The sequence below is a fragment of the Micromonospora purpureochromogenes genome (genome assembly GCF_900091515.1).
Lineage (GTDB): Bacteria > Actinomycetota > Actinomycetes > Mycobacteriales > Micromonosporaceae > Micromonospora > Micromonospora purpureochromogenes.
This window is the reverse complement of the sequence record NZ_LT607410.1, coordinates 5,046,693-5,071,115: the sequence shown is the minus strand read 5'-3', so window position 1 is coordinate 5,071,115 and position 24,423 is coordinate 5,046,693. Positions and strand designations below refer to the sequence as shown.

The 24,423-nt window shown below is 72.4% G+C and carries 20 protein-coding genes; 10 read left to right on the top strand and 10 right to left on the bottom strand.

Going from position 1 to position 24,423, the window contains the following annotated elements; translation table 11 throughout:
• Positions 1-179 precede the first annotated feature (179 nt).
• Complete coding sequence (locus GA0074696_RS23095; protein WP_088963040.1) at positions 180-302, top strand: ribosomal protein bL36; 123 nt, start codon at positions 180-182, stop codon at positions 300-302.
• A gap of 46 nt (positions 303-348) precedes the next feature.
• Here the strand turns inward: GA0074696_RS23095 and GA0074696_RS23090 are convergent, their stop codons facing one another.
• Entirely contained in the window at positions 349-1,449 is a 1,101-nt protein-coding gene (locus GA0074696_RS23090; protein WP_088964744.1) for an L-dopachrome tautomerase-related protein, read from the bottom strand.
• A 203-nt stretch (positions 1,450-1,652) separates the two neighbouring features.
• Complete coding sequence (locus GA0074696_RS23085) at positions 1,653-2,510, bottom strand: SDR family oxidoreductase (protein WP_088963039.1); 858 nt, start codon at positions 2,508-2,510, stop codon at positions 1,653-1,655.
• Positions 2,511-2,621: 111 nt separating this feature from the next.
• On the opposite strand from GA0074696_RS23085, the gene GA0074696_RS23080 reads away from it, so the two are divergent.
• From GA0074696_RS23080 to GA0074696_RS23070, 3 genes are all read left to right on the top strand, one after another.
• On the top strand, positions 2,622-3,053 hold the full coding sequence (locus tag GA0074696_RS23080) for a winged helix-turn-helix transcriptional regulator (protein WP_088963038.1): 432 nt from the start codon (positions 2,622-2,624) through the stop codon (positions 3,051-3,053).
• 248 nt (positions 3,054-3,301) lie between these two features.
• A complete protein-coding gene (locus tag GA0074696_RS23075; RefSeq protein ID WP_172894400.1) occupies positions 3,302-4,681 on the top strand; it encodes an NAD(P)/FAD-dependent oxidoreductase in 1,380 nt (459 codons plus the stop codon).
• Between the two features lie 39 nt (positions 4,682-4,720).
• A complete protein-coding gene (locus GA0074696_RS23070) occupies positions 4,721-5,062 on the top strand; it encodes an MmcQ/YjbR family DNA-binding protein (protein WP_088963037.1) in 342 nt (113 codons plus the stop codon).
• A gap of 6 nt (positions 5,063-5,068) precedes the next feature.
• On the opposite strand, the gene GA0074696_RS23065 is transcribed toward GA0074696_RS23070, so the two are convergent.
• The 3 genes from GA0074696_RS23065 to GA0074696_RS23055 form a co-directional block, all read right to left on the bottom strand.
• The gene (locus GA0074696_RS23065) at positions 5,069-5,980 is read right to left on the bottom strand and encodes a dienelactone hydrolase family protein (protein WP_157746090.1); all 912 of its coding nucleotides are present in this window, start codon (positions 5,978-5,980) and stop codon (positions 5,069-5,071) included.
• A gap of 74 nt (positions 5,981-6,054) precedes the next feature.
• Complete coding sequence (locus GA0074696_RS23060) at positions 6,055-7,632, bottom strand: Na+/H+ antiporter (protein ID WP_172894398.1); 1,578 nt, start codon at positions 7,630-7,632, stop codon at positions 6,055-6,057.
• Positions 7,633-7,884: 252 nt separating this feature from the next.
• Positions 7,885-8,688: a hypothetical protein gene (locus GA0074696_RS23055; protein WP_088963035.1), complete on the bottom strand. Its 804-nt coding sequence runs from the start codon at positions 8,686-8,688 to the stop codon at positions 7,885-7,887.
• Between the two features lie 269 nt (positions 8,689-8,957).
• On the opposite strand from GA0074696_RS23055, the gene GA0074696_RS23050 reads away from it, so the two are divergent.
• Positions 8,958-9,806, top strand: a complete 849-nt coding sequence (locus tag GA0074696_RS23050; protein WP_088963034.1) for a mycofactocin-coupled SDR family oxidoreductase — start codon at positions 8,958-8,960, stop codon at positions 9,804-9,806.
• Positions 9,807-9,959: 153 nt separating this feature from the next.
• Entirely contained in the window at positions 9,960-10,706 is a 747-nt protein-coding gene (locus GA0074696_RS23045) for a TylF/MycF/NovP-related O-methyltransferase (RefSeq protein WP_088963033.1), read from the top strand.
• A 137-nt stretch (positions 10,707-10,843) separates the two neighbouring features.
• On the opposite strand, the gene GA0074696_RS23040 is transcribed toward GA0074696_RS23045, so the two are convergent.
• Both GA0074696_RS23040 and GA0074696_RS23035 read right to left on the bottom strand, forming a co-directional pair.
• Positions 10,844-11,635: an ABC transporter permease gene (locus GA0074696_RS23040; protein WP_231925120.1), complete on the bottom strand. Its 792-nt coding sequence runs from the start codon at positions 11,633-11,635 to the stop codon at positions 10,844-10,846.
• A complete protein-coding gene (locus tag GA0074696_RS23035) occupies positions 11,628-12,605 on the bottom strand; it encodes an ATP-binding cassette domain-containing protein (RefSeq protein WP_088963032.1) in 978 nt (325 codons plus the stop codon). The genes GA0074696_RS23040 and GA0074696_RS23035 overlap by 8 nt, the downstream gene beginning before the upstream one ends.
• An 878-nt stretch (positions 12,606-13,483) precedes the next feature.
• Here GA0074696_RS23035 and GA0074696_RS23030 point away from each other — a divergent pair.
• Positions 13,484-13,750 (top strand): hypothetical protein, encoded by a 267-nt coding sequence (locus tag GA0074696_RS23030; protein WP_157746089.1) that lies wholly within the window; start codon positions 13,484-13,486, stop codon positions 13,748-13,750.
• Between the two features lie 177 nt (positions 13,751-13,927).
• On the opposite strand, the gene GA0074696_RS23025 is transcribed toward GA0074696_RS23030, so the two are convergent.
• Both GA0074696_RS23025 and GA0074696_RS23020 read right to left on the bottom strand, forming a co-directional pair.
• Complete coding sequence (locus GA0074696_RS23025; protein WP_088963030.1) at positions 13,928-14,146, bottom strand: acyl-CoA carboxylase epsilon subunit; 219 nt, start codon at positions 14,144-14,146, stop codon at positions 13,928-13,930.
• Positions 14,143-15,711 carry an acyl-CoA carboxylase subunit beta gene (locus tag GA0074696_RS23020; protein WP_088963029.1) on the bottom strand — a complete coding sequence of 523 codons (1,569 nt, stop codon included), beginning with the start codon at positions 15,709-15,711 and terminating at the stop codon, positions 14,143-14,145. The genes GA0074696_RS23025 and GA0074696_RS23020 overlap by 4 nt, the downstream gene beginning before the upstream one ends.
• A 431-nt stretch (positions 15,712-16,142) precedes the next feature.
• Here GA0074696_RS23020 and GA0074696_RS23015 point away from each other — a divergent pair, with 431 nt between their 5' ends.
• The gene (locus tag GA0074696_RS23015; protein ID WP_088963028.1) at positions 16,143-18,266 is read left to right on the top strand and encodes an MMPL family transporter; all 2,124 of its coding nucleotides are present in this window, start codon (positions 16,143-16,145) and stop codon (positions 18,264-18,266) included.
• Between the two features lie 1,122 nt (positions 18,267-19,388).
• Positions 19,389-22,217: an AAA family ATPase gene (locus GA0074696_RS23010; protein WP_088963027.1), complete on the top strand. Its 2,829-nt coding sequence runs from the start codon at positions 19,389-19,391 to the stop codon at positions 22,215-22,217.
• Positions 22,218-22,442: 225 nt separating this feature from the next.
• On the opposite strand, the gene GA0074696_RS23005 is transcribed toward GA0074696_RS23010, so the two are convergent.
• A complete protein-coding gene (locus tag GA0074696_RS23005) occupies positions 22,443-22,715 on the bottom strand; it encodes an acyl carrier protein (RefSeq protein WP_088963026.1) in 273 nt (90 codons plus the stop codon).
• Positions 22,716-22,819: 104 nt separating this feature from the next.
• Here GA0074696_RS23005 and GA0074696_RS23000 point away from each other — a divergent pair, with 104 nt between their 5' ends.
• Positions 22,820-24,358, top strand: a complete 1,539-nt coding sequence (locus GA0074696_RS23000) for an AMP-binding protein (RefSeq protein WP_088963025.1) — start codon at positions 22,820-22,822, stop codon at positions 24,356-24,358.
• Positions 24,359-24,423 lie beyond the last annotated feature (65 nt).

Sequence of the window (24,423 nt, the reverse complement as noted above, 5' to 3'; positions counted from 1 at the left end):
AGCGCCCGGTCGGCCCGCACCCGGCCCACCGTGGGTACGGCGAATGCCCGCTGCCGGGTCGGGTACACCAGCCGCAGTGGCCGACGGCCCGGGTGCGGTCCCGGCGCCGGGGCCGCCTCGTGCCGGCCGGCCGTCCACCGGTCACGGCCGCGCGTCACCAGAGGAAGGGATGGCTCGGGATGAAGGTGCGAAGCTCCCTGCGGTCGTTGAAGCGGAAGGCGAACTCGATCGTGGTCCGCCGCCGAGGCAAGCTGTTCGTGATCAACAAGGGCGACCCGCGCCAGAAGGCGCGGCAGGGCTGACCGGCGGCCCCGCGCGGCGCGGGGGCCCGCCCGCGTGCCCCCGGCGTCAGCGCAGCAGCACCGGTCCGGCGTCGATCCGGGTCCGGAACAGGGCGTACGGCTTGCGCCGCAGGTCCTGGCCGCGCTGGTACGTCGGCTGCCGGTGCAGTTGGTTGGCGGTCACGTAGAGGTACCCGTCGGTGGCGACCGACATCGTGTCGGGCCACAGCAGCCGGGGATCGTGGACCAGCGTCTCGTACTCGCCGTCGGCGCGGCGCCGCAGCACCGCGTTCTGCTCGTACGAGGTGAGGTAGAGCCGGCCGGCGTCGTCGGACTCCAGCCCGTCGGAGCCGCCGCCCTTGTCGCCCTCGTGCGCCACGGACGCGGCGACCAGGCCATCGTCGACCGCCGGGTCGGCGAGCGCCTCGGTCGACACGCTGTACCAGTGCCGCGAGGCGAGCGGGCAGTAGTAGAGCCGGGCGCCGTCGTGGGAGATGGCGATCCCGTCCGAGCCCATCGCGATCGGCTTCGGCGGGCCGTCGGCGGGGCGCTCCAGCAGCGGCCGGCCCTCGACCACCGGCCGGAACGTCGCCAGCGGCTCGGCCTTGGTGGACGGGTGGTCGTGCAGCCGCCGCCAGGACGCCCCGGAGGCCAGGTCCACCACGATGATCCCGTTCGGGCCGGAGTGGGACGAGTCGGTGATGTAGGCCGTGCCGGCCTCGCCGCGCCGCAGGTCGAAGCGCACGTCGTTGAGGTACGTCGTGGGCAGCGCCACGTCGGTCGGGAAGGTGATGACCTGGCCGACGCTGTCGGTGTCCAGGTCCACCCGGACCAGCTTCGGCCCGCCGAGGGTGGTGGGTCGGAACATCGGGCTGCCGGTGTCGAGCACCCAGAGCCGGTCGGCGGGGTCGACCACGATGCTCTGCACCGACACGAACGCCGTCGCGTCGTCGTCGCCGGACGGGCTGTTCCACCGCTGGTCCGGGAAGGGCACCTCCGCGCCGTCGCGCAGTTCGACCACCGTCGCCGGCACCTCGTCGCCCCACTTCGGGAAGTTGACAAAGACGCGGCCGGTGTGCGAGACGCTGACCCCGGTCGGCATCGGTCCGGTGAAGCTGTGCACGAGTTCCAGCTCACCGAGCGGCTCATCGGCCACCGGCCCGGTCACGACGTGCTCCGTCGCGTCCGCCTGCTCGCTCGCGCCGCGACGGTGCCCGGGCACCGGTGGACCAGGTCCTCCATCGACGTCATCTCCGTTCGGCAGGTGGAGGTCGGTCCTTCCCGCCGCCCGCCGTCGCAAACGCCCGAACCACGACGTGCTCGGCGGGCACCGGCGGCCCGGGCGCACCCGGGCCACCGGTGCCGAGGGCATCAGCCCTTGAGGGCCACCGCGACCGCGTCGGCGAGGGTGGTGGTGGGGCGGCCGGCGAGGCGGCGCAGGTCACCGCTGTCGGTGGTCAGCTCGCCTCGGGCGATGGCCCGGTCGCACTCGGCCAGCGTGGCCGCGTACGGCTCCGGCAGGCCGGCGGCGACCAGCGCCTTCGCGTACTCCTCGGCCGGCAGGTCGCGGTAGACCACCTCGGTGCCGCTCTGCCGGGAGATCTCGGCGGCGAGTTCGGCCATGGTGAAGGGCTCGTCGCCGCCCAGCTCGTAGACCGCGTTCTCGTGGCCGTCACCGGCCAGGACGGCGGCGGCAGCGGCGGCGTAGTCGGCGCGGGTGGCGGCGGCGACCCGGCCGGCACCGGCGCTGCCGAGCACCGCGCCGTGCTGCAGCGTGGCGGCCAGGTTGCCGGTGTAGTTCTCGGTGTACCAGCCGTTGCGCAGCAGCACGTACGGCAGGCCGGAGGCCCGGATCAGCTCCTCGGTCGCCTGGTGCTCGGCGGCGAGCCCGTAGGTGGCGGTGTCGGCCTTCAGGACACTGGTGTACGCGATCAGGCGTACCCCGGCGGCCACGGCGGCGTCGACGACGGCGCGGTGCTGCGCCACCCGCCGCCCGACCTCGTTGGCCGAGACGAGCAGCAGGCGGTCGGCGCCGGCGAGGGCGCCGGCCAGGGTCTCGGGGCGGTCGTAGTCGGCCTCCCGCACGAGCACGCCCCGGGCGGCCAGGTCGGCGGCCTTCTCCGGGGTGCGGACCGCGGCGACGATCTGCTGGGCGGGGACGCCCCGGTCGAGCAGTTCGGTGACGACGAGGCGGCCGAGCAGGCCGGTGGCTCCGGTTACGACGATCATGGTTGCTCCTCGGGCTGACGGGTGCTTTGAAGCATGCACTAACTTTTGGAAAGTGCCAACCCATGGGTAAGTGCGGTGGATCGGAGGGTGTCGGCCGGGTACCGTCGAGCCATGACTGCTCCCCTCACCAATCCCGGCGGAGCGGACGCCAGGGACGCCGACGACCAGCTCGTCGCGGACGTCTTCGCCCGCGGCTGCGGCTCGCGTCGCACGCTGGAGAACATCGCCGGCAAGTGGGGGATCCTGGCCCTCTCCGCGCTGCACGAGGGCGCGTACCGGTTCAACGCGCTGCGCCGCCGCGTCGACGGGGTGAGCGAGAAGATGCTGTCCCAGACGCTCCAGGCCCTGGAGCGCGACGGCCTGGTGCGGCGGGACGTGCAGACGACCATCCCGCCGCACGTCGAGTACAGCCTCACCCCGCTCGGCACCCGGGTGGCCGAGCGGCTGATCGGGCTGATCGAGCTGGTCGAGAGCGAGCTGGGCACCGTGCTGGCGGCCCAGGCCGAGTACGACCGGGCGGCGGACCGGAACCGGCGGAAGTAGGGTCGGTCGCGGAGGCGCCGAATGGCCGGTTTCACCGGTGTGCGGCAACCGTCGGAATCGCGACAGTGGCGACGGAGGCAGGCGGGCGGCCCGGCGGTTAGATTCGCCGGCGAGGCTCACCGCAGAGCCGATTCCGCTCGGCCTGCCCCGTCGATGCCCGCAGCCCGGTTTCGCCCAGCCCACCCGCAGGGACGCCCCGGACGCGCCACGACGCCGGCACCCGGACCGCCGCCCCCCGGGAGGTCGTGATGTACAACTCGCCCGCGCGCGTCTTCGCCCGGCTCGGTGCCACCCGGCCCGCGACGGCACCATCGGTGATCATGGGCCGGGCCGTGGTGCTCGGCGCGAGCGTGGCCGGGCTGCTGGCGGCCCGGGTGCTCGCCGAGCACGCCGAGCACGTGCTCGTGGTGGACCGGGACGAGCTGGGCGCGGGCACCGCGCACCGGGCCGGTGTGCCGCAGGGCACCCAGATGCACGTCCTGCTCCCGGCGGGCCGGGACCAGATCGACCGGTGGTTCCCCGGCTTCTCCCGCGAGGCCGTGGCCGAGGGTGCCGTCCTGCTTCCCGCCGCCGCTCGCCGCAGCTACCTCGACGGCCGACGCAAGGTCCCGGGCTCGGACGTCGACATGATCGCGGGGAGCCGGCCCTTCCTGGAGGGGCTGCTCCGCCGTCGCACGTTGGCGCTGCCCAACGTGACCCTGCTGCCCGGGCGCGTCACCAGCCTCGACTTCGCCGGCGCTGCCGTCACCGGAGTACGGCACGACAGCGCCGCCGGCCCGATCGTCACGCCCGCCGACTTCGTGGTGGACGCCACCGGCCGGTCGAGCCGCCTCGGCGACTGGCTGGAGCAGGGCGGGTGGGAACGCCCCCCGATGCGCCGGATGGCGATCAACCTGCACTACGCCACCGCCACGTTCCGGCGTAGCGAAGAGCACCCGGTGCCGGTCGCGGTGCTGGCCGGCTGCACCGCCGCGGCGGGGGGCGACATCGCCGGCGCCGCCTTCTCCGCCATCGAGGGCGACCGGTGGATCGTGATGCTCGGCAGCTACGGCGAAGGCCGGCCGGGCCGCGACCCGGACGACCTCGTCCGCCGGTGCCGGGAGGACTTTCCGCCCGAGTTCGCCCGGGTGGTGGCCAACGAGATGCTCGGGCCGGTTCGCACCTACCGGCAGGCCGACAGCCGGCGCCGCGACTTCCACCGCCTCCGCCGGCTGCCGGCCGGGCTGGTCGCGGTCGGTGACGCGGTCTCCTCGTTCAACCCGATCTACGGGCAGGGCATGTCGTCGGCGGCCCTGCACGCCTCCTGCCTCTCGGAGTACCTCCGCTCCGGGCCCGACCTGCGCCGCCCGGCCCGGGAGTTCCTCGCGCTGCAGCGGGTCGTGGTCGACGCGGCCTGGGGGATGTCCACCTCCGCCGACCTGGCCCGCCCGTCGGTGCCCGGCCCCCGCCCGCCGGGACACCGGATCTCCCGATGGGTGGCCGACCAGATCACCGCCGCCTCGGTGACCGACCCGGTGACCGCCCGGCGCTTCGACGCCGTCGTCGAGATGCGCCGCCACCCGAACTCGCTCGCCGCTCCGCGCACCCTGTTGCGGGCGGTGCGGGTCAACCAGGCCCGGGAGCGCTGAGCGTCCGGGGATGTCGGCCCCCGCCGCTACGGTCGGCGCATGGTCACCGTCGCCGACGTACGGTCGCTGGCACTGACGTTGCCGCGCACCACCGAGCACCTGATCCGCGACCGGGTGAAGTTCCGGGTGGGCGCCATCGTCTACGTCGCGTTCTCCCGCGACGAGACGACGATGGGTTTCGGCTACCCGAAGGAGGAACGCGACGCGCTCGTCGCCGCCGAGCCGGACCTGTTCTTCCTGCCCGGCGCGTCCGACCTGCGCTTCCACTGGGTCTGCTGCCGACTCGACCGGCTCGACCACGACCAGATGACCGAGCTGGTGACCGAGGCGTGGCGGATGGTCGTGCCGAAGTTCCTGGCGCGGCAGCGGCTGGGTGCCTGACGCCGGTCAGCACCGCTGGCGCAGGAAGGCGTAGGCGCGCTCGCGCATCGGCGCGGTGAACACGTGCCCCGCCCCGTACATCGCCAGCTCGACCCGGTCGCCGAGGGACCGGCGGGCGTGCGCGAACAGCTCCTCCGCGCCCCGGCTCCACCGGTCGTCGGTGGTGGCCGAGATGAGCAGCGCCGCCGGGCCGTACCGGGCGAGCACGTCCTCCAGGTCGTGCGCGGCGGCGAACCCGGGCAGGACGAACTCGGCCTGCACCCCGGTGTCGTGGGTCAGCGAGTACCGGTACGGGATGCAGCCGCAGTGCGACACCGAGGCGGTGATGCGGTGGTCGAAGGCCGGGGCCCACAGGGCCGTCCGTCCGCCGTACGAGTGGCCGATGAAGCCCAGGCGGTTCGGGTCCACCTCGGGGCGGGACACCAGGTGATCCAGCGCCACGGACACCTCGTGCAGGCAGCTGGCGAGCAGCGTCCGTCCCCGCACCAGCCGGCTGGACAGCTCGAACCAGCACACGTTCGACCGGCCGTCCGGGCTCCAGTTGCGCTCCTCGAACCCGATGGCGTCCGGCGCGATCGTCACGAAGCCCCGCTCGGCCAGCTCCCGCGCGTACGCCTGGTCGGGGTGGCCGGCCAGGCCCACCACCTCGCTCTTGCTCAGGTGGAACTGCCCGGCGTGCTGGTGGTGGCAGAACACCGCCGGCAGCGGGCCGTCCGCGCCCTTGGGAACGCAGACGTACGCCGACACCCGCTGGTCGGCGGTGACGGCGTAGCTCACCTTCTCCCGTACGTAGCTGCCGCAGTCCACCGACTCCAGCCGTTCGACGTCGAGCGGGACCCGCGCGGGGCGGGGGCCGAGCGCGGCGTCCAGTAGCGGGTCGAGCGGGCGCGGCGGACCGGTCTCCGGGTACTCGATCATGACGGGATGATGCCAGCCGGCCGGACGCGGCGGCGCGAGTGCGGCGGCGGGCGGTGCGCGCGTCGGCCGGCGCGTCATTCGCTGGTGCTCGGCCCCAGCAGCCGGATCTCCTCGATGTCCAGCGCGGCCTGCACCTCCCGCTGCACGGCGTCGTCGATCTCGTTGTTGTCGCGCAGCCGGTTGACCTCGCGGCGCTTGTGGTCGAGCAGGCTGAGCCGCAGTTGGCGGTCCTGTTCCCGGGCCTGGGCGGCCTCGTCGCCCGTCTCAGCGGCGAGCGTCTCCTCCAGGTGTCGCTGGTAGTCGGCGCGGAGCCGGTCGACCGTGTCCGCTTCCATGCCGAGCCCGGCGGCGACCTCGGGCAGCGCGGCCAGGCCCGCCCTGGTGGCCGCCGTCCGGGCCCGCCGGATCTCGTCCTCCCGCTCCACGTCACCCTTGAGCTGCGCCCAGTTGACCACCGCGGGCAGGGTGGTGCCCTCGATCACCATCGTCAGCACGATGACCATCGCGGTGCAGAAGATGATCAGGTCACGCTCGGCGATCGGATCTCCCGCTTTCGTCGTCACCGGCACCGCGAGCGCCGCCGCGAGGGACACCGCGCCACGGAAGCCCGCCCATCCGGCCGCGGTGCGCACCCGGTAGCCGGTCGGGCCCCTGACTCGCGACCTGCGCCGGGCGACGACCTCCAGGCCGTAGCCGGAGATCTGCACCAGGATCATCCGGGTCACCATCACCACCGCTGCCGCCACCGCCCCGATGGTCAGCGCCTGCACCGTCGAGGTGCTGGTGATGCTCCTCGCCGCGCGGGGGATCTGCATGCCGAGGAGGACGAACAACGAACCGTTGATCAGGAAGGTGGAGAGATCCCAGAAGGCGTACGCCAGCACCCGGGACCGGGCCCGGATCACCCGCGGTCCGAAGTAGGACAGGACGAGGCCGGCGACCACCACCGCCAGCACCCCGCTGGCGTGGACGAGCTCCGCCAGCAGGAAGGCGAGGAACGGGGTCAGCACGCTCAGCGCGCCCTCGCGCAGCGGGTCGTCGAGGCGTCGACGGATCGCGATCACGACCCCGCCGGCCAGCAGGCCGGCGGCGACCCCGCCCGCCGCCGAGCCGGCGAACTGGCCGAGCAGGACCGGTGCGGCCGGCCAGGCGCCCCCGGCGATCAGGCCGACCGTGACGGAGAAGAGCACCAGCGCCGTACCGTCGTTGATCAGGCTCTCCGCGCGGAGCGTGGTCAGCAGCCGGCGAGGCATCCGCTTGGCGAGGCCGGCGACCGCCGCGGCGTCGGTCGGCGCGAGGACCGCGCCCAACACCCAGGCCGCGGCCGGGTCGACGCCGAACTGCTGCACGGTCAGGGAGACCACGATCATCGTGACCACCACCAGCACCACGGCGAGCAACGTGATCGCCGGCAGGTTGGCCCGGATCTCGCGGATGCTGATCACCAGGCTCTCCCGGTAGAGGATCGCCGGCAGGAAGAGCAGCAGCACCACCTCCGGCTCCAGCACCACCTCCGACAGCGGCGGGAGCAGCGCGAGCAGCGCACCCATGGTGATCAGCAGGACCGGCGGGGCCACGCTGTACCGGCCACCGAGCGTGGTGCCGACGAGCACGGTGGTGCTCAGGACCACGATCAGCACCAGCGCGCTCACGTCACCCCTTCCGCCGGTCGGCGGTCGGCACGCCGCGGGGCGTCGTCCCGACCGGTTCCGTGCACGATGGCCGCCGCCGCCGCCGCCGCCCGCCCGCGCGGCCGGGGGCGGGCCCGCCGCTCGCCGGCCACCGAAGAACATCGTGATACGGCCGGTGGTCGGCGCGGGCCGGAACGATCGATCCGGCCCGCGCCCGACGCGACGGCGGGGGAGCGGATCAGCGACCTGCCCTCGGGCCGCTCGGGTTGATCGTCACGGTGCGTCCGGCGCCGCGAGGTCGCTGGGCGACGGAGGCGGGAGCGGGGCGTCCAGCAGCCGCCGGACCGCCTCGCCGATCACCGGGTCCACCGGGAACCGCTCCGCCAGCCAGCCGAACACCGCCCGCGCCGCCTCGCGGTTGCGCGCGTACCCCGGGACCATCGCGGCCAGCGGCAGGACCTCCGGCGGGTACGCCTGCTCGACGCGCCGGCTGGCGTCGAACGGGTCGCGCCGGTGCCCCGCCCCGGCCCCGGTGAGGCGCAGCAGCGCGATCACCCGGTCCACCGCGTACGACTGGATGAAGCGGGCCGCGGTGAGCCGTTCGCCGCGCAGCTCCCGGTGTAGGCCCACGTAGAGGTTGGTCAGCGCCTCGTTCAGGTGGAACTCCACCGTGTCGTACGGCGGCCCGCCCGGTGGCCGGCCGCACTCGGCCAGGGTGGCGGGCGCGTCGTCCCGCCGCCAGACGACCCGGGCGCCGCTGAACGGCAGCCGCGCCAGTTCCGCGACGGTGAACACCGCATACTCGACGAAGATCCCGTCGGCGTAGAGCGCCTTGCGGCCGTTGCGCTCGTTGGCGAAGCTGTACGCCACCGGGCACGGCGCCGCCAGCCAGCCGATCTCCTCGACGTAGCGGGGCACGGCGCCGTCGGCGACCACGACGAAGAAGTCCAGGTCGGAGTGCTCGTCCAGGCGGTCGTACGCCACCCCGGCCGAGCCGAGGCCGAGCAGTGCCACGGCATCGGGGCGGGTGCGCAGGTGGGCGGCGAGGTCGTCGAGCCGCCGCAGCATCGGGTGCATGCCGTCGTCCCTTCGGCGAAGAGTCGACGTTTCAGCCCGTACGGCCCTGATCGCCGCCGGGGTCGCGACACCGGTGCCGCCCATTCTGGGCCTCGCCGGCCGTGCCGTCCAAGGGACCAGTAGGGGTCGGAAGGGGTACTGAGGCGTCCCGTACCTGGTTAGCGTCGGCCCCGAGCGGGCCACCGTACGCGAGAACTACCGCCGCACGCGGCGCTGCTCCCGGTCGGTCTCGACTCACCTTTCACGCGATCCGGCAGAGGGAGACCCACATGGGGCGGGCGGAGAACAAGGTCGTCGTCATCACGGGCGCGGCCCGTGGTCAGGGGCGCAGCCACGCGGTCCGGCTGGCCGAGGAGGGCGCCGACATCATCGCGATCGACATCTGCAGGGACATCGACTCGGCCGGTTACGGCATGGCCGGCAACGAGGACCTGGAGGAGACGGCGCGCCTGGTCAAGGAGGCCGGCCGCCGGGTGGTCGTCCGGCACGCGGACGTGCGCGACTACGGCGCGTTGCGCGCGGCCATCGAGGAGGGCGTCGCCGAGCTGGGGAAGATCGACGTCCTGATCCCGAACGCCGGCATCCTGCCGATGGGGCCGGACCAGCCCATCACCGCCTTCACCGGCACCATCGACGTCAACCTCGCCGGGGTGCTGAACACGGTGCACGCGGCGCTGCCGCACTTCAACGAGGGCGTGTCGGTGATCATCGTCGGCTCGATCGCGAGTTTCCTGCCGCCGATGCCCTCCGACGTGATGGCCGGCGCCGGGTACGCCGGGTACCGGTTCGCCAAGCACGTCCTGGTCGACTACGTGAAGGCGCTCGCACTCCAGCTCGCGCCGACCAGCGGCCGGGTCAACTCGGTGCACCCGACCACCGTGGACACCGACATGGCGTTCAACAAGTCGATGTTCCAGACCTACCGGCCGGACCTCGACGACCCCACCGTCGAGGACGTCGCGCCGATCCTGAGCGCCATCCACGCCATGCCGATCTCGCACGTGACCCAGGCTGACGTGACGCACGCCGTGGTCTACCTGGCCTCCGACGAGTCGCGCTACGTCACCGGCAGCCAGATCAAGATCGACGGTGGCGCGCTGGCCATGCAGCACCTCTGACGTCGTCCCGCCGTACCCGTACGGCGGGGTGGTGACAGCCGGCGGTCGGGCCGTGCCGGATGCGGCGCGGCCCGACCGGCGTCCGGCAGGGCAACCAAGGACCGATCGACAGCGGCGTCGGCACGCGCGCCGGCCGCGGAAGAGGACGGACAGATGACCGACACGGGAGTCACGCTCTACCTTGAGCTGATCAAGAAGGTGATCGCCAACGAGATCTACACCGACAACGCCGCTCCCTGGTGGACGGGGGCCGAGGGCGCGGCGGTGCCCGAGGGGGGCCTTCCGGGCACCTCCGCCGCGCACACGCTGGTCGGTCTCGAGGGTCTGGACAACGTGCAGTCGTGCGTCGAGCGGGTACTGGCCGACGGGATCCCCGGGGACCTGGTCGAGACCGGGGTGTGGCGCGGCGGCGTGACCATCCTGATGCGCGCCATCCTCAAGGCGCACGGCGTCACCGACCGGCGCGTCTGGGCCGCCGACTCCTTCGAGGGCGTGCCCGAGGCGGGGGAGGGCAGCCACCCACTGGACCAGGAGATGGCCCTGCACAACCTGAACAGCATGCTCAGCGTCTCGGCGGACGCGGTCCGGGCCAACTTCAAGGCGTACGACCTGCTCGACGAGCAGGTGGAGTTCCTGGAGGGGTGGTTCAAGGACACCCTGCCGGCTGCGCCGATCTCCTCGATCGCCGTGCTCCGCCTCGACGGCGACCTGTACGAGTCGACCCGCGAGGCGCTGATCCCGCTCTACCCGAAGCTCTCCGCGGGCGGGTTCATCATCATCGACGACTACAACATGGAGCCCTGCCGGGCGGCGGTGCATGAGTACCGCGACGAGCACGGGATCACCGACGAGATCCGGCCGGTGGACAACGGCGGGGTGTTCTGGCGCAGGACGGCCTGAGCCCGCGTACGCCGAAGGGCGCCGCCTCCCGACGGAGGCGGCGCCCTTGTCGGGTGGCCCTGCCGGCGCAGGCGCGAAGGCCCTTCTCCAACGGGGGGAGGAGAAGGGCCTTCGCTGCCGGTGACCGACGCCCGCGCTCAGTCCGTCTTCTTCTGGAAGAAGACCGCGGCGAGGGTGACGGAGACGACCAGGATGCCGACCGACCAGGCGAGGGCGATCCAGGGATTGTCGCCGACCGGCCGGTCGAGCAGGAACCCGCGGACGCTCTCGATGATCGGCGTGGACGGCTGGTGCTTGGCCACGCCCTGCAGCCAGCCGGGCAGCGTGTGGATCGGGACGAACGCGCTGCTGACGTAGGGCAGGAACATCATGATGAAGGCGAAGCTGGCCGCCGCGTCGGTGGACTTGGTGAGCAGGCCGACCACCGCGGAGAGCCAGGACATCGCCAGGATGAAGGTGACCAGGATGCCGCCGGCGGCGAGCCACTGGAGCAGGCTGGCCTCGGGCCGGAACCCGATGAGCAGGGCCACCGCGATCACCACGACCGTGGAGACGATGTTCTTGATGACGCTGGCGGTGACGTGGCCGCCGAGCAGTACGGCGCCGCTGACGTCCATCGACCGGAACCGGTCGATGATACCGGTGCTCATGTCGTTGGCGACGCCCACGCCGGTCTGCGCGGCGCCCCACACCGTGCAGAGCAGCAGCACGCCGGGGGAGACGTAGGTGACGTAGTCGCCGCCGGTCTGGATCGCCCCGCCGAAGAGGTAGACGAAGAGCACCATCATCATGATGGGCAGCATCAGCGCCATCATCAGGGCGTCCAGGTCCCGGCTGGTCAGCCGGGTGCAGCGCGCGATCATGGTCACCATGTCGGTCCCGAGCGAGGTGGGCCGGGGCCGGTTGCGCAGGACGATGGACTCAGTCACCGACAGTCTCCTTAACTCTCTCCACCTCCGGGCTCGGGGTGGGGTGGCCCGTCAGCGCCAGGAACACGTCGTCCAGCGTGGCGCTGTGCACCTGGAACTTCGTGATCCGGTTGCGCTGCGGGTCTGCCTCGTCCAGCACGGCCCGTACCTGATTGGCCGAGCCGTCGGTGGTGACCCCGATCGTCAGCAGGTCGAGATCCTTGGTGACCACCCGCTCGCCCAGCAGCGCCAGGACGTCCTCCAGCGCCGTGCGGTCGACCAGTTCCAGGTCGAGCCGCTGACCCGCGACCCGCTCCTTGAGCTGCGTGGGGGTGCCCTCGGCGACGATGGTGCCGCCGTCGAGCAGGGCCACCCGGTCGGCGAGGCGGTCGGCCTCCTCCAGGTACTGCGTGGTCAGGAAGATGGTCAGGCCGTTGGCGGCCAGGTCGGCGATGACGCCCCACAGCGCGAGGCGGCTGCGCGGGTCCAGGCCGGTGGTCGGCTCGTCGAGGAAGACCACCGACGGCGCTCCGACCAGGCTCGCGGCGAGGTCGAGCCGGCGGGCCATGCCGCCGGAGTAGGTGGCCAGTCGCCGGCCACCGGCGTCGGTCAGGTCGAACCGGGCGAGCAGCTGCTTCGCGCGCTCCTGCGCCTCGGCGCGGGACAGGCCGGTGAGCCGGCCCATCATGCGCAGGTTCTCCTCGCCGGTCTGGTTCTTGTCGATCGCCGCGTACTGGCCGGTCAGGGTGATGGCCCGCCGCACCTTGCGCCGCTCCTTGACGACGTCGAAGCCGGCGACCCGGGCCTGGCCCGCGTCGAGGGAGGTGAGCGTCGAGAGGATGCGGACGCTGGTCGTCTTGCCCGATCCGTTCGGGCCCAGCAGGGCGAAGACGCTGCCCCGGGGGACGGTGATGTCCACGCCCTTGAGCACCTGCACGTCGCCATAGGACTTTCGTAGCCCGCTGGCTTCTATTGCCAATTCGTAGGCCATTGTCGTTGCACTCCTTGCCGTCCCTGCTCCGGGTGGTCTTCTGCGTGCCTCATACGCTGATTCGTGTAGACTGTACGCAGTTCGATGTCCGCCTGTCAACCTGCTTCGCCGCCGCAGGTCAAGACCGTTTTCGCCGCCGCGTCGGGCGCCCTGGTGGGGGCTCGCGGGCGGCGCCGGTCCGCCGGTGGTCGGGTCGTGGCCGGTGGGTCGCCGAGGGGTGGACCGGCGGCGGCGGCGCAGCCCTCAATGGGAGGCGGCGCGGCTGGATTTCCCGTGCTCGACAATGCGCGGAATCGCCACCGACGGCCGGCTTGCTGAGCTGTTCTGAAACGTCCTCACTCATTTTCCGTCGTCCGGGATCAGATGGGGGATGACCCTGATTTGTGGCCCCTCGGCGCGGGCGCCGACCCCTAGGTGGTCCGCGTCGGTGCTGCTCACAGCGGAGTTCCGAACCGCCGCCGGTGGTCCAGGTCGGGGTATCGGCGTGCCGCCTCCCGGTCGGCGCCCCGGTAGTGGGGTTGACGCGTCGAGTGGGCGGTGTGTACGGTCGGCACACAACGGTATACGGCATACACAGAAGACTCCGGGGTCTATTCCCGAGCCGATTTCTGTTCGGTTCGAGGTTGACTCTGGGAAAGCGGCCACAATCATTCCGTTCTCACTTGTCGCATTGATGCTCGACTTCCTGTGTCAATTCGCGCCCGGCGCGACCGGCGCGGGTCGTCGAGGCGGACGGTGAGACGGCGCGGACGAGAGGGCACTGGCGGCCGACGGCCCGGGAGGGCTCACCCCTCGGGTGGCCGCCCATCGCCCGGGAGGTGAGGGCGACGGTGATCGGAGCGCAGAGGGATCGGGTGAGGGTGATGTCGGGAGGAATGGTGGGTCTGCGTTGGGAGCACAACGTGGAGGTCACGGTGTCTCCGGACGGGTGGCTGATCCTGCACCGGCAGCCGACCGCCGTCACGTACCGGTACCCGCCCTTCGTCACGGTCTCCTGGATCTCGCTGCAACGGCACGGCGGCGACCTCAACCTGGCCGCGGACGAGGTGGCCACCAGCTGGGAGGCGGACCGCGCGGAGATCATCGTGGTCATCGGCCGGTGGCTCGACGAACTGCGCGACGCCGGCCTGGTCCGCGAGGACTGACCCCGCCGGCGACCGCCGCCGCCGGTGCCCACCGGCTCGGTCCCGACGGTCGGGTCGGTCCCGACGGCATCGACGCGGTGAGCGGCGACGGCGACCCCGTCGGTACCGACGCTGTCGGCCCGGTCGACGGCGACGGCGGCGACCCCGACGTTGTCGGCCGGGTCGGCGGCGGCCCGGTCAGTGGCATCGCGAGGCCCAGGCACCCGGCGCCCGGTAGTCCGCCGCCGGGGACCACGACGCCTCGGCGCGCCGACGGCCCGGGGCCGTACCCCGAGCGGCGCGCAGCGCGCACATCAGGGCGACCGTGGCCGCCGCGAGCTCCTCCTCGGTGGGCGCGCCCCGGACCACCACCAGCCGGGGGACCCGCGCCGCGTCGAACTCCTCCGCCGCGGTCACGTCGGCGGGTTTCCGTGCTTGCGCCCCGGCAGCTGCACCCGCTTGGCCCGCAGCGTCTCCAGCGCCCCGACGAGCACCGCGCGGGTCTCGGCCGGGTCGATGACGTCGTCCACCAGGCCGCGCTCGGCCGCGTAGTAGGGGTGCATCAACTCCTGCTCGTACTGCTTGATCCGCTGCCGGCGGGCCACCTCCGGGTCGGGCGCCGCCGCTATCTCCCTGCGGAACACCACGTTGGCCGCGCTCTCGGCGCCCATCACCGCGATCTCGTTGCTCGGCCAGGCGAACGAGAGGTCCGCGCCGATCGACCGGGAGTCCATCACGATGTACGCCCCGCCGTACGCCTTGCGCAGGATCACCTGGATCCGGGGCACGGTCGCGGAGCAGTACGCGTACAGCAACTGGGCGCCGTGCCGGATGATCCCGCTGTGCTCCTGCGCCGTGCCGGGCAGGAAGCCGGGCACGTCGACCAGGGTGACCAGCGGGATGCTGAAGGCGTCGCAGGTCTGCACGAAGCGGGCCGCCTTGGCCGAGGCCGGCCCGTCGAGGGCGCCGGCGAGCATCCGGGGCTGGTTGGCGACGATGCCGACCACGTGCCCGTCCATCCGGGCCAGCCCGCAGACGATGTTGCGGGCCCAGGAGGCGTGCACCTCGAGCAGGTCCCCGTCGTCGACGATCTCCCCGATCACCTCGCGCATGTCGTACGAGCCGCGGGGGTCGGCGGGCACCAGGTCGAGCAGGCGGGGACAGCGGCGGTCCGGGGGGTCCCCGGTGGGCTGCACCGGAGGCAGTTCCCGGTTGTTGGACGGCAGCAGCGAGAGCAGGTGTCGGACCTCGGCCAGGCACTCCGCCTCGGTGTCGTGCACGAACGAGACGGTGCCGGTGACCGAGGCGTGCACCTCGGCCCCGCCGAGCTGTTCGTGCGTCACGGTCTCGCCCGTCACCGCCTGCACCACGTCGGGCCCGGTGAGGTAGAGCTGGGCCACGTTGCGGACGGCGAAGACGAAGTCGGTCAGCGCCGGGGAGTACGCCGCGCCGCCGGCGCAGGGCCCGAGCATCACGCTGATCTGGGGGATCACCCCGGACGCCTGCACGTTGCGGCGGAAGATGCCGCCGTATCCGGCCAGGGCGGTGACGCCCTCCTGGATACGGGCACCCGCGCCGTCGCCGAGGCAGATCAGGGGCGCGCCGGCCGACTCGGCCATGTCCATGATCTTGTGGATCTTCTCGGCGTGCGCCTCGCCCAGCGAGCCGCCGAAGATCCGGAAGTCGTGCGCGTACGCGAAGACCGTCCGGCCGTCGACCTTGCCCCAGCCGGTCACCACGCCGTCCGTGTGCGGGCGGCGGTCCTCCAGCCCGAACCCGGCGGCCCGGTGCCGGCGCAACTGCTCGATCTCCCGGAACGTGCCCTCGTCGAAGAGCAGGTCGAGCCGTTCCCGGACGGTGAGTTTGCCCTTGGCGTGCTGCTGTGCCGAGGCGCGGGGCCCCGGGCCGGCGACCGCCGTGGCCTTGACGGAATGCAGCTCGGCCACCCGGGACCCGAGGTCGGAATGTGGTTTGTCCACCATGCGTCGTCGCCCCTCACGCTCGCCGACGTCGACCCGCCGTCAACCGACCGGTCGGACTATCACGTAACCACCGGCGATGGCGGCACGAACAGAACGGCCGCCCCCTAACCCGGGCGCCGGATCCCCTAGCCGCCCGCCCGACCACCCCAGGGTCACCGCCATTCCCGCAGCTCAACCCGGGTGGGAGGGCTTGTTTCCCAACTGACCGGACACTCTGCCGAAGTGCTTGACGCTGTTCCGCCGTACTGCTTAGCATGTACGCGTGGGGCATACGCAGAAGCGTGCCCCGCGTGGTGGGGCACCTTCGGGAAATGGCCGTCAGGCCCGATGAGCGACGAGGTCTTGTCCCCGTCCCCAGGCGGACGACGCCGGGATCTCCGTGCCCTGGACGATGAAATCGGCATAGACGGGCATAGAAGGGTTTCGGCTCAATGAGCGATTCTGTCGGGCTACTGGCCAAATTACCGAGTGGTCGGCGTACCAAGTGGGCCATCCTCGCGTTGTGGATAGTCCTCGCCGTCGTGCTCGGCCCGCTCTTCGGCAAGATCGAGGAGTACGAGGACCGGACTCCGTCCGGCAGCCTCCCGCGCGGCGCCGAGTCGACCGCCGTCATGGAGGAGTTGGACAGGTACCGCTCCGCCTCCGAGGCCGTCCCGGTGGTCGCCGTCTACACCCGCGAGTCCGGGATCCAGGACGCCGACCGCAGCAAGGTGGAGGCCGACCGTACGGCGTTCGCGAAGTTCGCCGACGGCGGCGCGGCCATCCAGCCGGCCATCCCGTCCCAGGACGGCAAGGCGCTCATGCTGGTGGTGCCGCTGACCCGCGACGACGTCGAGATCGACTTCGCGGTCAAGGACCTGCGCACCGCCGCCCAGGCCGGCGCCCCGGCCGGGCTGGACGTCGACCTCGGTGGCCCCGGCGGCCTGCTCAACGACTACACGCAGGCGTTCGAGAACCTCGACGTCAATTTGATGATCGCGACCAGCTCGATCGTCATCGTGCTCCTCCTGCTGATCTACCGCAGCCCGTTCCTCTGGATCTTCCCCCTGCTGGCCGTCGGCTTCGCCAGCGCGCTCACCCAGGGGGTCGCGTACCTGCTCGCCAAACACGCCGGGCTGCCGGTCAACCCGGCCAGCTCCAGTCTGCTGATGATCCTGCTGTTCGGCGTCGGCACCGACTACGCGTTGCTGCTCATCGCGCGCTACCGCGAGGAGTTGCGCCGGCACGCCGACAAGCACCTGGCCATGGGCATCGCGCTGCGCCGCTCGGGCCCGGCGATCCTCGCCTCGGCCGCGACCGTCGTGGTCGGTCTGGCCTGCCTCGCCCTGGCCGACATGCAGAGCGCCCGCAGCCTCGGCCTGGTCGGCGCCACCGGTGTGCTCTGCGCGTACCTGGCGATGGTCACCATCCTGCCGGCGCTGCTGGTGATCGCCGGCCGGTGGGTGTTCTGGCCGTTCGTGCCGAAGTTCGGCCACGAGGCGCGGGCCGGGCGGGGGTTCTGGTCCCGGATCGGCACCGCCGTCGGCCGTCACCCCCGGGTGGTCTGGCTCGGCTGCCTGATCGTGATCGGCGGCCTCGCCGTCAGCGCGCTGGACATCAAGATGGGGCTGGCCCAGACCGAGGTGTTCCAGACCAAGCCCCAGTCGGTCACCGCGCAGGAGAAGCTCGCCCGGCACTTCCCGTCCGGCGCGTCCGACCCGGCCATCCTCGTCGCCGACGCCTCGGCGGCCGGGCCGGTCAAGGCCGCCGCCGCCGGCGTGGAGGGCACGACGGTCGGTCAGGAGTCGCCCAGCCCCGACGGCAAGCGGGTCATCATCGACGTGGTGCTCCGGGACGCGCCCGACAGCGACGCGGCTAAGGAGACCATCGACGAGATCCGGGACGCGGTGCACGCCGTACCCGGGGCCAACGCGAAGGTCGGCGGCACCACCGCGGAGACCCTGGACATCGACCGGGCCTCCAGCCGGGACGCCCGGGTGGTCATCCCGGTCGTGCTCGCCGTGATCCTGCTGTTCCTGATCATCCTGCTCCGCGCCCTGGTGGCGCCGCTGGTCCTGCTCGGCACGGTGGTGGCGTCCTACTTCGCCGCACTGGGCGCGTCGCACCTGCTCTTCAAGCACGTGTTCGGGCACGAGGGGACGGCCTGGCAGTTGCCGCTGGTCAGCTTCGTCTTCCTGGCGGCACTCGGCGTCGACTACAACATCTTCCTGATGACTCGGGTGCACGAGGAGGCCGCGCGACACGGCCATGCCGAAGGCGTACGCCGTGGTCTGTCCACCACCGGCAGCGTCATCACCTCGGCCGGCATCGTGCTGGCGGCGACCTTCGCGGTCTTCGCCTCCATGCCGGTGGTCGACATGATCCAGTTCGGGGTGGTCGTCGCGGTGGGTGTCCTGCTCGACGCCTTCCTGGTGCGGACGCTGCTGGTGCCGGCGCTCTCCTTCGACATCGGCCGGGCGAGCTGGTGGCCCGGGCGCCTCTACCGGGACCTCGGCAAGCAGGCCTCCGCGCCGGTCAGCCCCGGAGTGCCGGGGCCGGTGCGGGCCAGCAAGTAGCCCACGGGCGGGGCGGGCCTTTCAGGCCCGCCCCGCGCCCGGTGTGGGGCGGGGCGTCCTGCCGCACGCGGGCTGGCCCCCGGCGTTGGCCGGGGACCGTGACCTGGGGTGCGGTGACACCGAGTCCGAGCAGGACGTGCGATTCGTTCCGGCGGCGCGCCCGACGACCTCGTCGGGCGCGCCGCTTCGTCGCTGCCCGAGAGCCGTCCCTGCCGCCTGGCGCAGTGCCCGCTGTCCCGGCGCCGTGCCTGCGCGGCACGGTGTGCGGCGTGTTGCGGTGACGGCCGGCGGGGACAGCGCGACAGGCCGCAGAGCGGGGAGCTCTTGTCCGCGCCGCACCGTCCGGTCGACCGGGGGAGCCGCCGGCTGGTAGGCGCTCGTCGCTTGCCGTCCAGCGCGCAGCGTCCCCATGGCAGCGGATGGACGTGCTGCAACGAGGGTCGGGTGGCCCGGGTCCTCGGTGCCACCGGAGCCCGGCCGGATATGCGGAAATGTGGGTCGGGCCACCTGTCGGCAACCGGCCAGGTCGATGGGCGCGTACGAGGGAGAGGCGGGCCGGCGGGCCGTCCCGGCTCGCCGTTCGGCGGGGAGGACGGGCCGGACGGTCGGCGCGGGGAACACCTCTCGTCCGGGTCGTCGAGACGTCCCGACCGGTCCGGGTAGGTCACGGCCAGGTCACACAACCGCTGCCGGGTGACGACGGGCCGGCGGCGGAGCTGAGCGTCCGGCGGGTGCGGCCCGGCAGGAGCGGACCGGACCTGCGCGAATGCCGGGATCCCGCCGCCGCCGATCAGCGAAAAGTGAACGATAAGTTGCCGAATCAAGTAACGGTTCGTGACATTTGAAGATCGCTCACATCGTTCCGGATTGATTAGTGGGGCAAACGCAGCGGCGTGATCAGTCGCAATAAAAATGGGATACACCGGCGAACTGGACATTCTGCAATTCGCCCGGATCGGATCGCCGACAGAAGCGCCTGACCAGGGCCTTGTGCCCGATCTGTGCTAAAGAGGTCGGACTAGCATCACCGTCGATCTGTGGATATGATACGCCGCAACGTGGCTACCAGTGTTGGAGCGTTTCGACTACTACGCTACTTAGGGGTATGCAAACGTGGCGACCATGGGATATGAGGGGGCCCTGTCGCTGTTGCAAGGGCTCCTTCGCCAATGCGACGGCTCAAGCGGTCGACTGGCGCTCGTCGAGGGGGGACTCGCCAGCGGTAAAACATATCTGCTCCATCAATTTTCGCGTTACGCGGTGGAGACGGGGGCGTTACTTCTCAGTGGTACGGCATCGCGGGCCGAGCAGTCGGTGCCGCTCGGAGTGGTCGATCAGTTGTTCCGCGGTGCCGACCTGGTGGACGCGCTGCCCGAACGGGCCGCCCGGCTCATCGGTTCGGCCGATGCGGGTGACCGGGACGGGGGATGGTCGGACCCGCTGGCGGAGCCGGATGCTCGATCGGGCTGGATGCGTGAGTTCTGCGGAGTGCTGCTGGGCCTGGCCCGGGAGCGCACCCTCGTGATCGTGATCGACGATCTGCAGTTCGCCGATTCCGCCTCGCTGCGGCTGTTGTTGTCGCTGCAACGACGGATGGACGCGGCCCGAATGCTGCTCGTCCTGGGCAAGTGGCACCGACGCCGGCCGACCCTGCCGCTTTTCTACACGGAACTGACCCGCCAACCGCACGAGAGCATCAGGTTGTCGGCGTTGACCGTGCCGGACATCGCCGATCTGCTCACCGGGAAATGGGGAAAGACGGCGCCCGAGTCGGTGGCCGAGGAATACCACGAGCTGACAAACGGTAATCCGCTGTTGGTCCACGCGCTGCTCGACGACAATGCGTCGGATGCCGGGATCGAGGACGGGGCCACGCCCGTCGTCGGTGACGGATATGCCCACGCCGTGCTGGCCGGCCTGCACCGGTGGGACGCGCAGCTGCTGGACGTGGCAGCCGCGGCCGCGGTACTGAACGAGCGTTCCGATCCGGCCCTGATCGGCCGTCTTCTCGGAATGCGGAACGAAACCGCCGAGGAGATCGTCGGAATACTGACCGAGGCGGGCGTACTGCGGGACTGCCGCATGCGCCATCCGCTCGGTGCCACCACGGTGCTGGAGAACATGACCCCGGCGGAACGGTCCGCCGTCCACGTCCGCGCCGCCGACCTGCTCCACCAGCAGGGCGCCCCGGCGGCCGAGGCCGGGCGGCACCTGCTCAACGCCGAGCAGGTGCCCGCCGACTGGGCGGTCGGGGTGCTGCGTACCGCGGCCGACCAGGCGCTGGCCGCGGACGACCCGGGCCTGGCGGTGCGCTGCCTGGAACTGGCGCTCTCCGGCTGCACCGACCGGAAGGAACGGATCGCCATCATGCACGCGCTCACCGGCGCGCTCTGGCGACGGAACCCGTCGGCCACGCTGGCGTACCTGCCGTGTCTGCAGGGCGCGGTGCAGGACGGGGAACTGCACGGCCCGGACGCGGCGGCGGTGATCCGCTACAGCCTGTGGAACGGCGACGAGGACGCGGCGGCCCGGGCCGCCACCGCGCTCGGCGCGTCCGCGGATCCGATCGACGCGCAGACGGCGGCCGAGCTGGCCGTCAGCTTCCACTGGTTCCTCGGTCCGGCGCGGGGCCGCCTGTCCGAGTTCGGGCCCAGCGGCACCACCCACCCGAGGGACCTCTGGGCGGACGCGGCGCAGCGACTCACCTCGCTCTGGGGCCGGGGCGGCGGGGAGGCCGCCACCACCAGTGCCGAGCACATCCTGCGCAGCTGCCAGATCGGTGAGACCCCGCTGGAGGTGGTGGCCGCGGCGGTGCTCGCGGTGCAGCGCGGCAACAAGCCGGAGCTGGCCCGCACCTGGTGCGACCGGCTGATGCGGCAGGCCGCGGAGCGTGGCGAGGTCACCTGGCAGGCGGTGCTCTCCTCGCTGGCCGGCAGCATCGCCTACCGGCGCGGTGACCTGGTCAACGCGATCCGGCACGCCGAGCAGGCGCTGGCCCTGCTGCCGGAGAAGGGCTGGGGGGTCCTGATCGGTCAGCCGCGCGCCACCCTGATCGTCGCGCGCACCGCCCGGGGCGAGCTCCGGGAGGCGGCCGAGGTGCTCCAGGCGCCGGTGCCCGACTCGATGTTCGGCACCGTCTTCAGCCTGCCGTACCTGCGGGCGCGGGGGCAGTTCCACCTGGCCACCGACCGGGTGCTGGCCGCCGGACGGGACTTCCAGCTGTGCGGCCGGCTGATGCGCGAATGGGACGTGGACGTGCCGGCGCTGATCCCGTGGCGCAGCGACCTGGCCGAGGTGAACCTGCGGCTGGGCCGCTCCGTCGAGGCCCGGGACCTGCTCACCCAGCAACTGGAGCGGGCGCGCGCGGCCGACGTCCGGGTGCGGGGCATCTCGCTGCGGGTGCTCGCCGCCGCCAGCGAGCCGGCGCAGCGTCCGACGCTGCTGCGGCAGAGCGTGGAGTGCCTCCAGGCGGCCGACGACCGGCTGGAGCTGTCCAGGTCGCTGACCGCGTTCAGCGTCGTCCGGCAGCAGCTCGGTGAGTTCGACCGGGCCCGGGTGCTGGCCCGGCGGGCCGCGCAGGTGGCCCAGGCGGGTACCACCGGGCCGGCCGTCCCCGCCGGCGGGGACCGTCCGGTCGAGCCGCCCGCGCTGGTGGGCCGCTGGCACGACCGGGAGAAGGAGGGCCGGCACGTGCTCAGCGAGGCCGAGCGACGGGTGGCGAAGCTGGCCGCGTTGGGGCACACCAACCGGGAGATCAGCCAGACGTTGTACATCACCGTCAGCACCGTCGACCAGCACCTGACCCGGGTCTACCGCAAGCTCGGCATCACCCGCCGCACCGACCTGCCGGCCGAGCACGAGCTGCGCAAGCGGCTGTCGGAGTCCCGTGGCGAGGGGGCCACCACCGGGTTGCTCCACGCCGGGCAGGACTGGGAGGAACTGGCCGGATGAGGACCGCGCCCGCCCGCAGCACCCGGGACCGTGCTCCGGGCGGGCGCTCCGCTGTCCGGACACCCGACGGCGTCCCGACCGGACCGGTCGGGACGCCGTCGTATGTCCACAGGTTCCGCGAAGCCGTCGACCGCAAGGCCGCCGGCGGCCGCGCACGTCAGGGGGCGCTAGGGGTTTCCGCGGGTACGGGGCTGCACCAGCATTGCCTCACACGGGCGTCACGGGTCAGTGGCCGACCCGGGCCTCGGTCACCTGGCCCGTGACGCCCAACGCGGTGAGGCTCGCCCAGATCGTGCCCGGGGTGGCGAAGTTCTCCAGGCTCAGCAGGTCGTCGACGAACCGGATCCGGTACGTCGACTCCAGGTCGGAGATCAGCTCCACCGTGGCCATCGAGTCCAGGCCGAAGTCGCGCAGCGGGGTGTCCTCGGTGAGGGTGTCGGTCGGCGACAGGAAGGCCAGGTAACCCCGCAGGATCCCCTCGAACCGTTCGTCCAGCATGGGTCACTCCGAATCTGTCGGAACCGGTGTCGGCGGTGACCTCGATACAAGTACCTGCCCGAGCGGCCGACAACCCCTGTCGCCCCTTACTGTTGGAGCACCGGATGGTAGACGTGGACGGTCCCGCCCTGTCGGCGCGTTTCCTTCGCGGCCTGGCGGCCAACCCCACCGGCACGGCCCTGCGGGTCGGATCCCGCGCCGTCAGCTACGAGGAGCTGCACGAGCTGGCGCTGGCCCGGGCCGCGGCCCTGCGCGCCGCCGGGGACCAGCCGCCGGCGGCGGTCGCGGTGCTCACCGGCAAGAGCGTCGAGGCGTACGCGGGAATCCTGGCCGTGCTGTACGCCGGCGCCACGGTCGTACCGTTGCACGCCGGCTTCCCGGTGTCGCGGACCCGGCGGATGCTGGAGGTCTCCGGCGCGACCGCCGTGGTGGCCGACGAGGCCGGCCTGGCCACCCTCGGCGAGCTGGCCGGCGCCGGGCTGGAGCTGCCGGTGCTCGCGCCCGGCCTGGACGCCGACGCGGTGCCCGGCGCGGCGCGCATCCCGCTCGGCGACCGGCCCCTCGACGCGCCGCTGCCGGTCACCGCGTCGCAGGTGGCCTACGTGCTGTTCACCTCCGGCTCCACCGGCCGGCCCAAGGGCGTGCCGATCACCTACGGCATGACCGACCACTACTTCCGGCTGGTGGACCGGCACTACGACTTCCACACCACGGACGTCTTCTCGCAGACCTTCGACCTGAACTTCGACTGCGCGGCGTTCGACATGTTCTGCGCCTGGGGGGCCGGGGCGACCGTGCAGCCGGTGCCCGCGCAGGCCTACCGGGACCTGCCCGGCTTCCTCGCCGAGCGCGCGGTGACCGTCTGGTTCTCCGCGCCGAGCGCGATCACGCTGATCCGCCGGCTGGGTGGCCTGCGCCCCGGCGGCATGCCCGGGCTGCGCTGGAGCCTGTTCGCGGGAGAGGCGCTGCGCGCGGCCGACCTGGCCGACTGGCACGCCGCCGCCGACCGGTCCACGGTGGCCAACATCTACGGCCCCACCGAGCTGACCCTCACCATCACCGGCCACCGCTGGTCGCCCGAGACCTCGCCGGGGCTCTGCGTCAACGGGCTGGTGCCGATCGGGCACCTGCACGAGGGGCACGACGCCCTGCTGCGCACCCCCGACGGGGAACTGTCCGACCACGAGGGTGAGCTCTGCGTCACCGGCCCGCAGATGACCCCCGGCTACCTCGACCCGGCCGACGACGAGGGACGGTTCCTCGACCACGACGGGCGCCGCTGGTACCGCACCGGCGACCGGGTGCGCCAGCTGGCCAACTCCGAACTCGTCTACCTGGGCCGGTGGGACGCCCAGGTGCAGGTCAACGGCTGGCGGATCGAGCTGGCCGAGATCGAGCACGCCCTCGCCGGCTGCCCCGGCGTACGGGACGCGGTGGCGGTCACCCGGACCGTCGACGGGCTGGTGGAGATCGTCGTCTACTACACCGGCGAGCAGGTGCCCGCCGCCCAGCTCGCCAAGCAGCTCGCCGAGATCCTGCCGAAAGGGATGCTGCCCCGCCGGTACACCCACCTCGACGAGTTCCCGCTGAACTCCAACCGGAAGATCGACCGCGGCCGGCTGGCCCGGGCGGCGGCGAGCTGATCCGGCGGCCCCGATCGGCACCGGTAGGGGCCGGTAGGGGATTCGGAAAGCCCGGTCCCGACGTA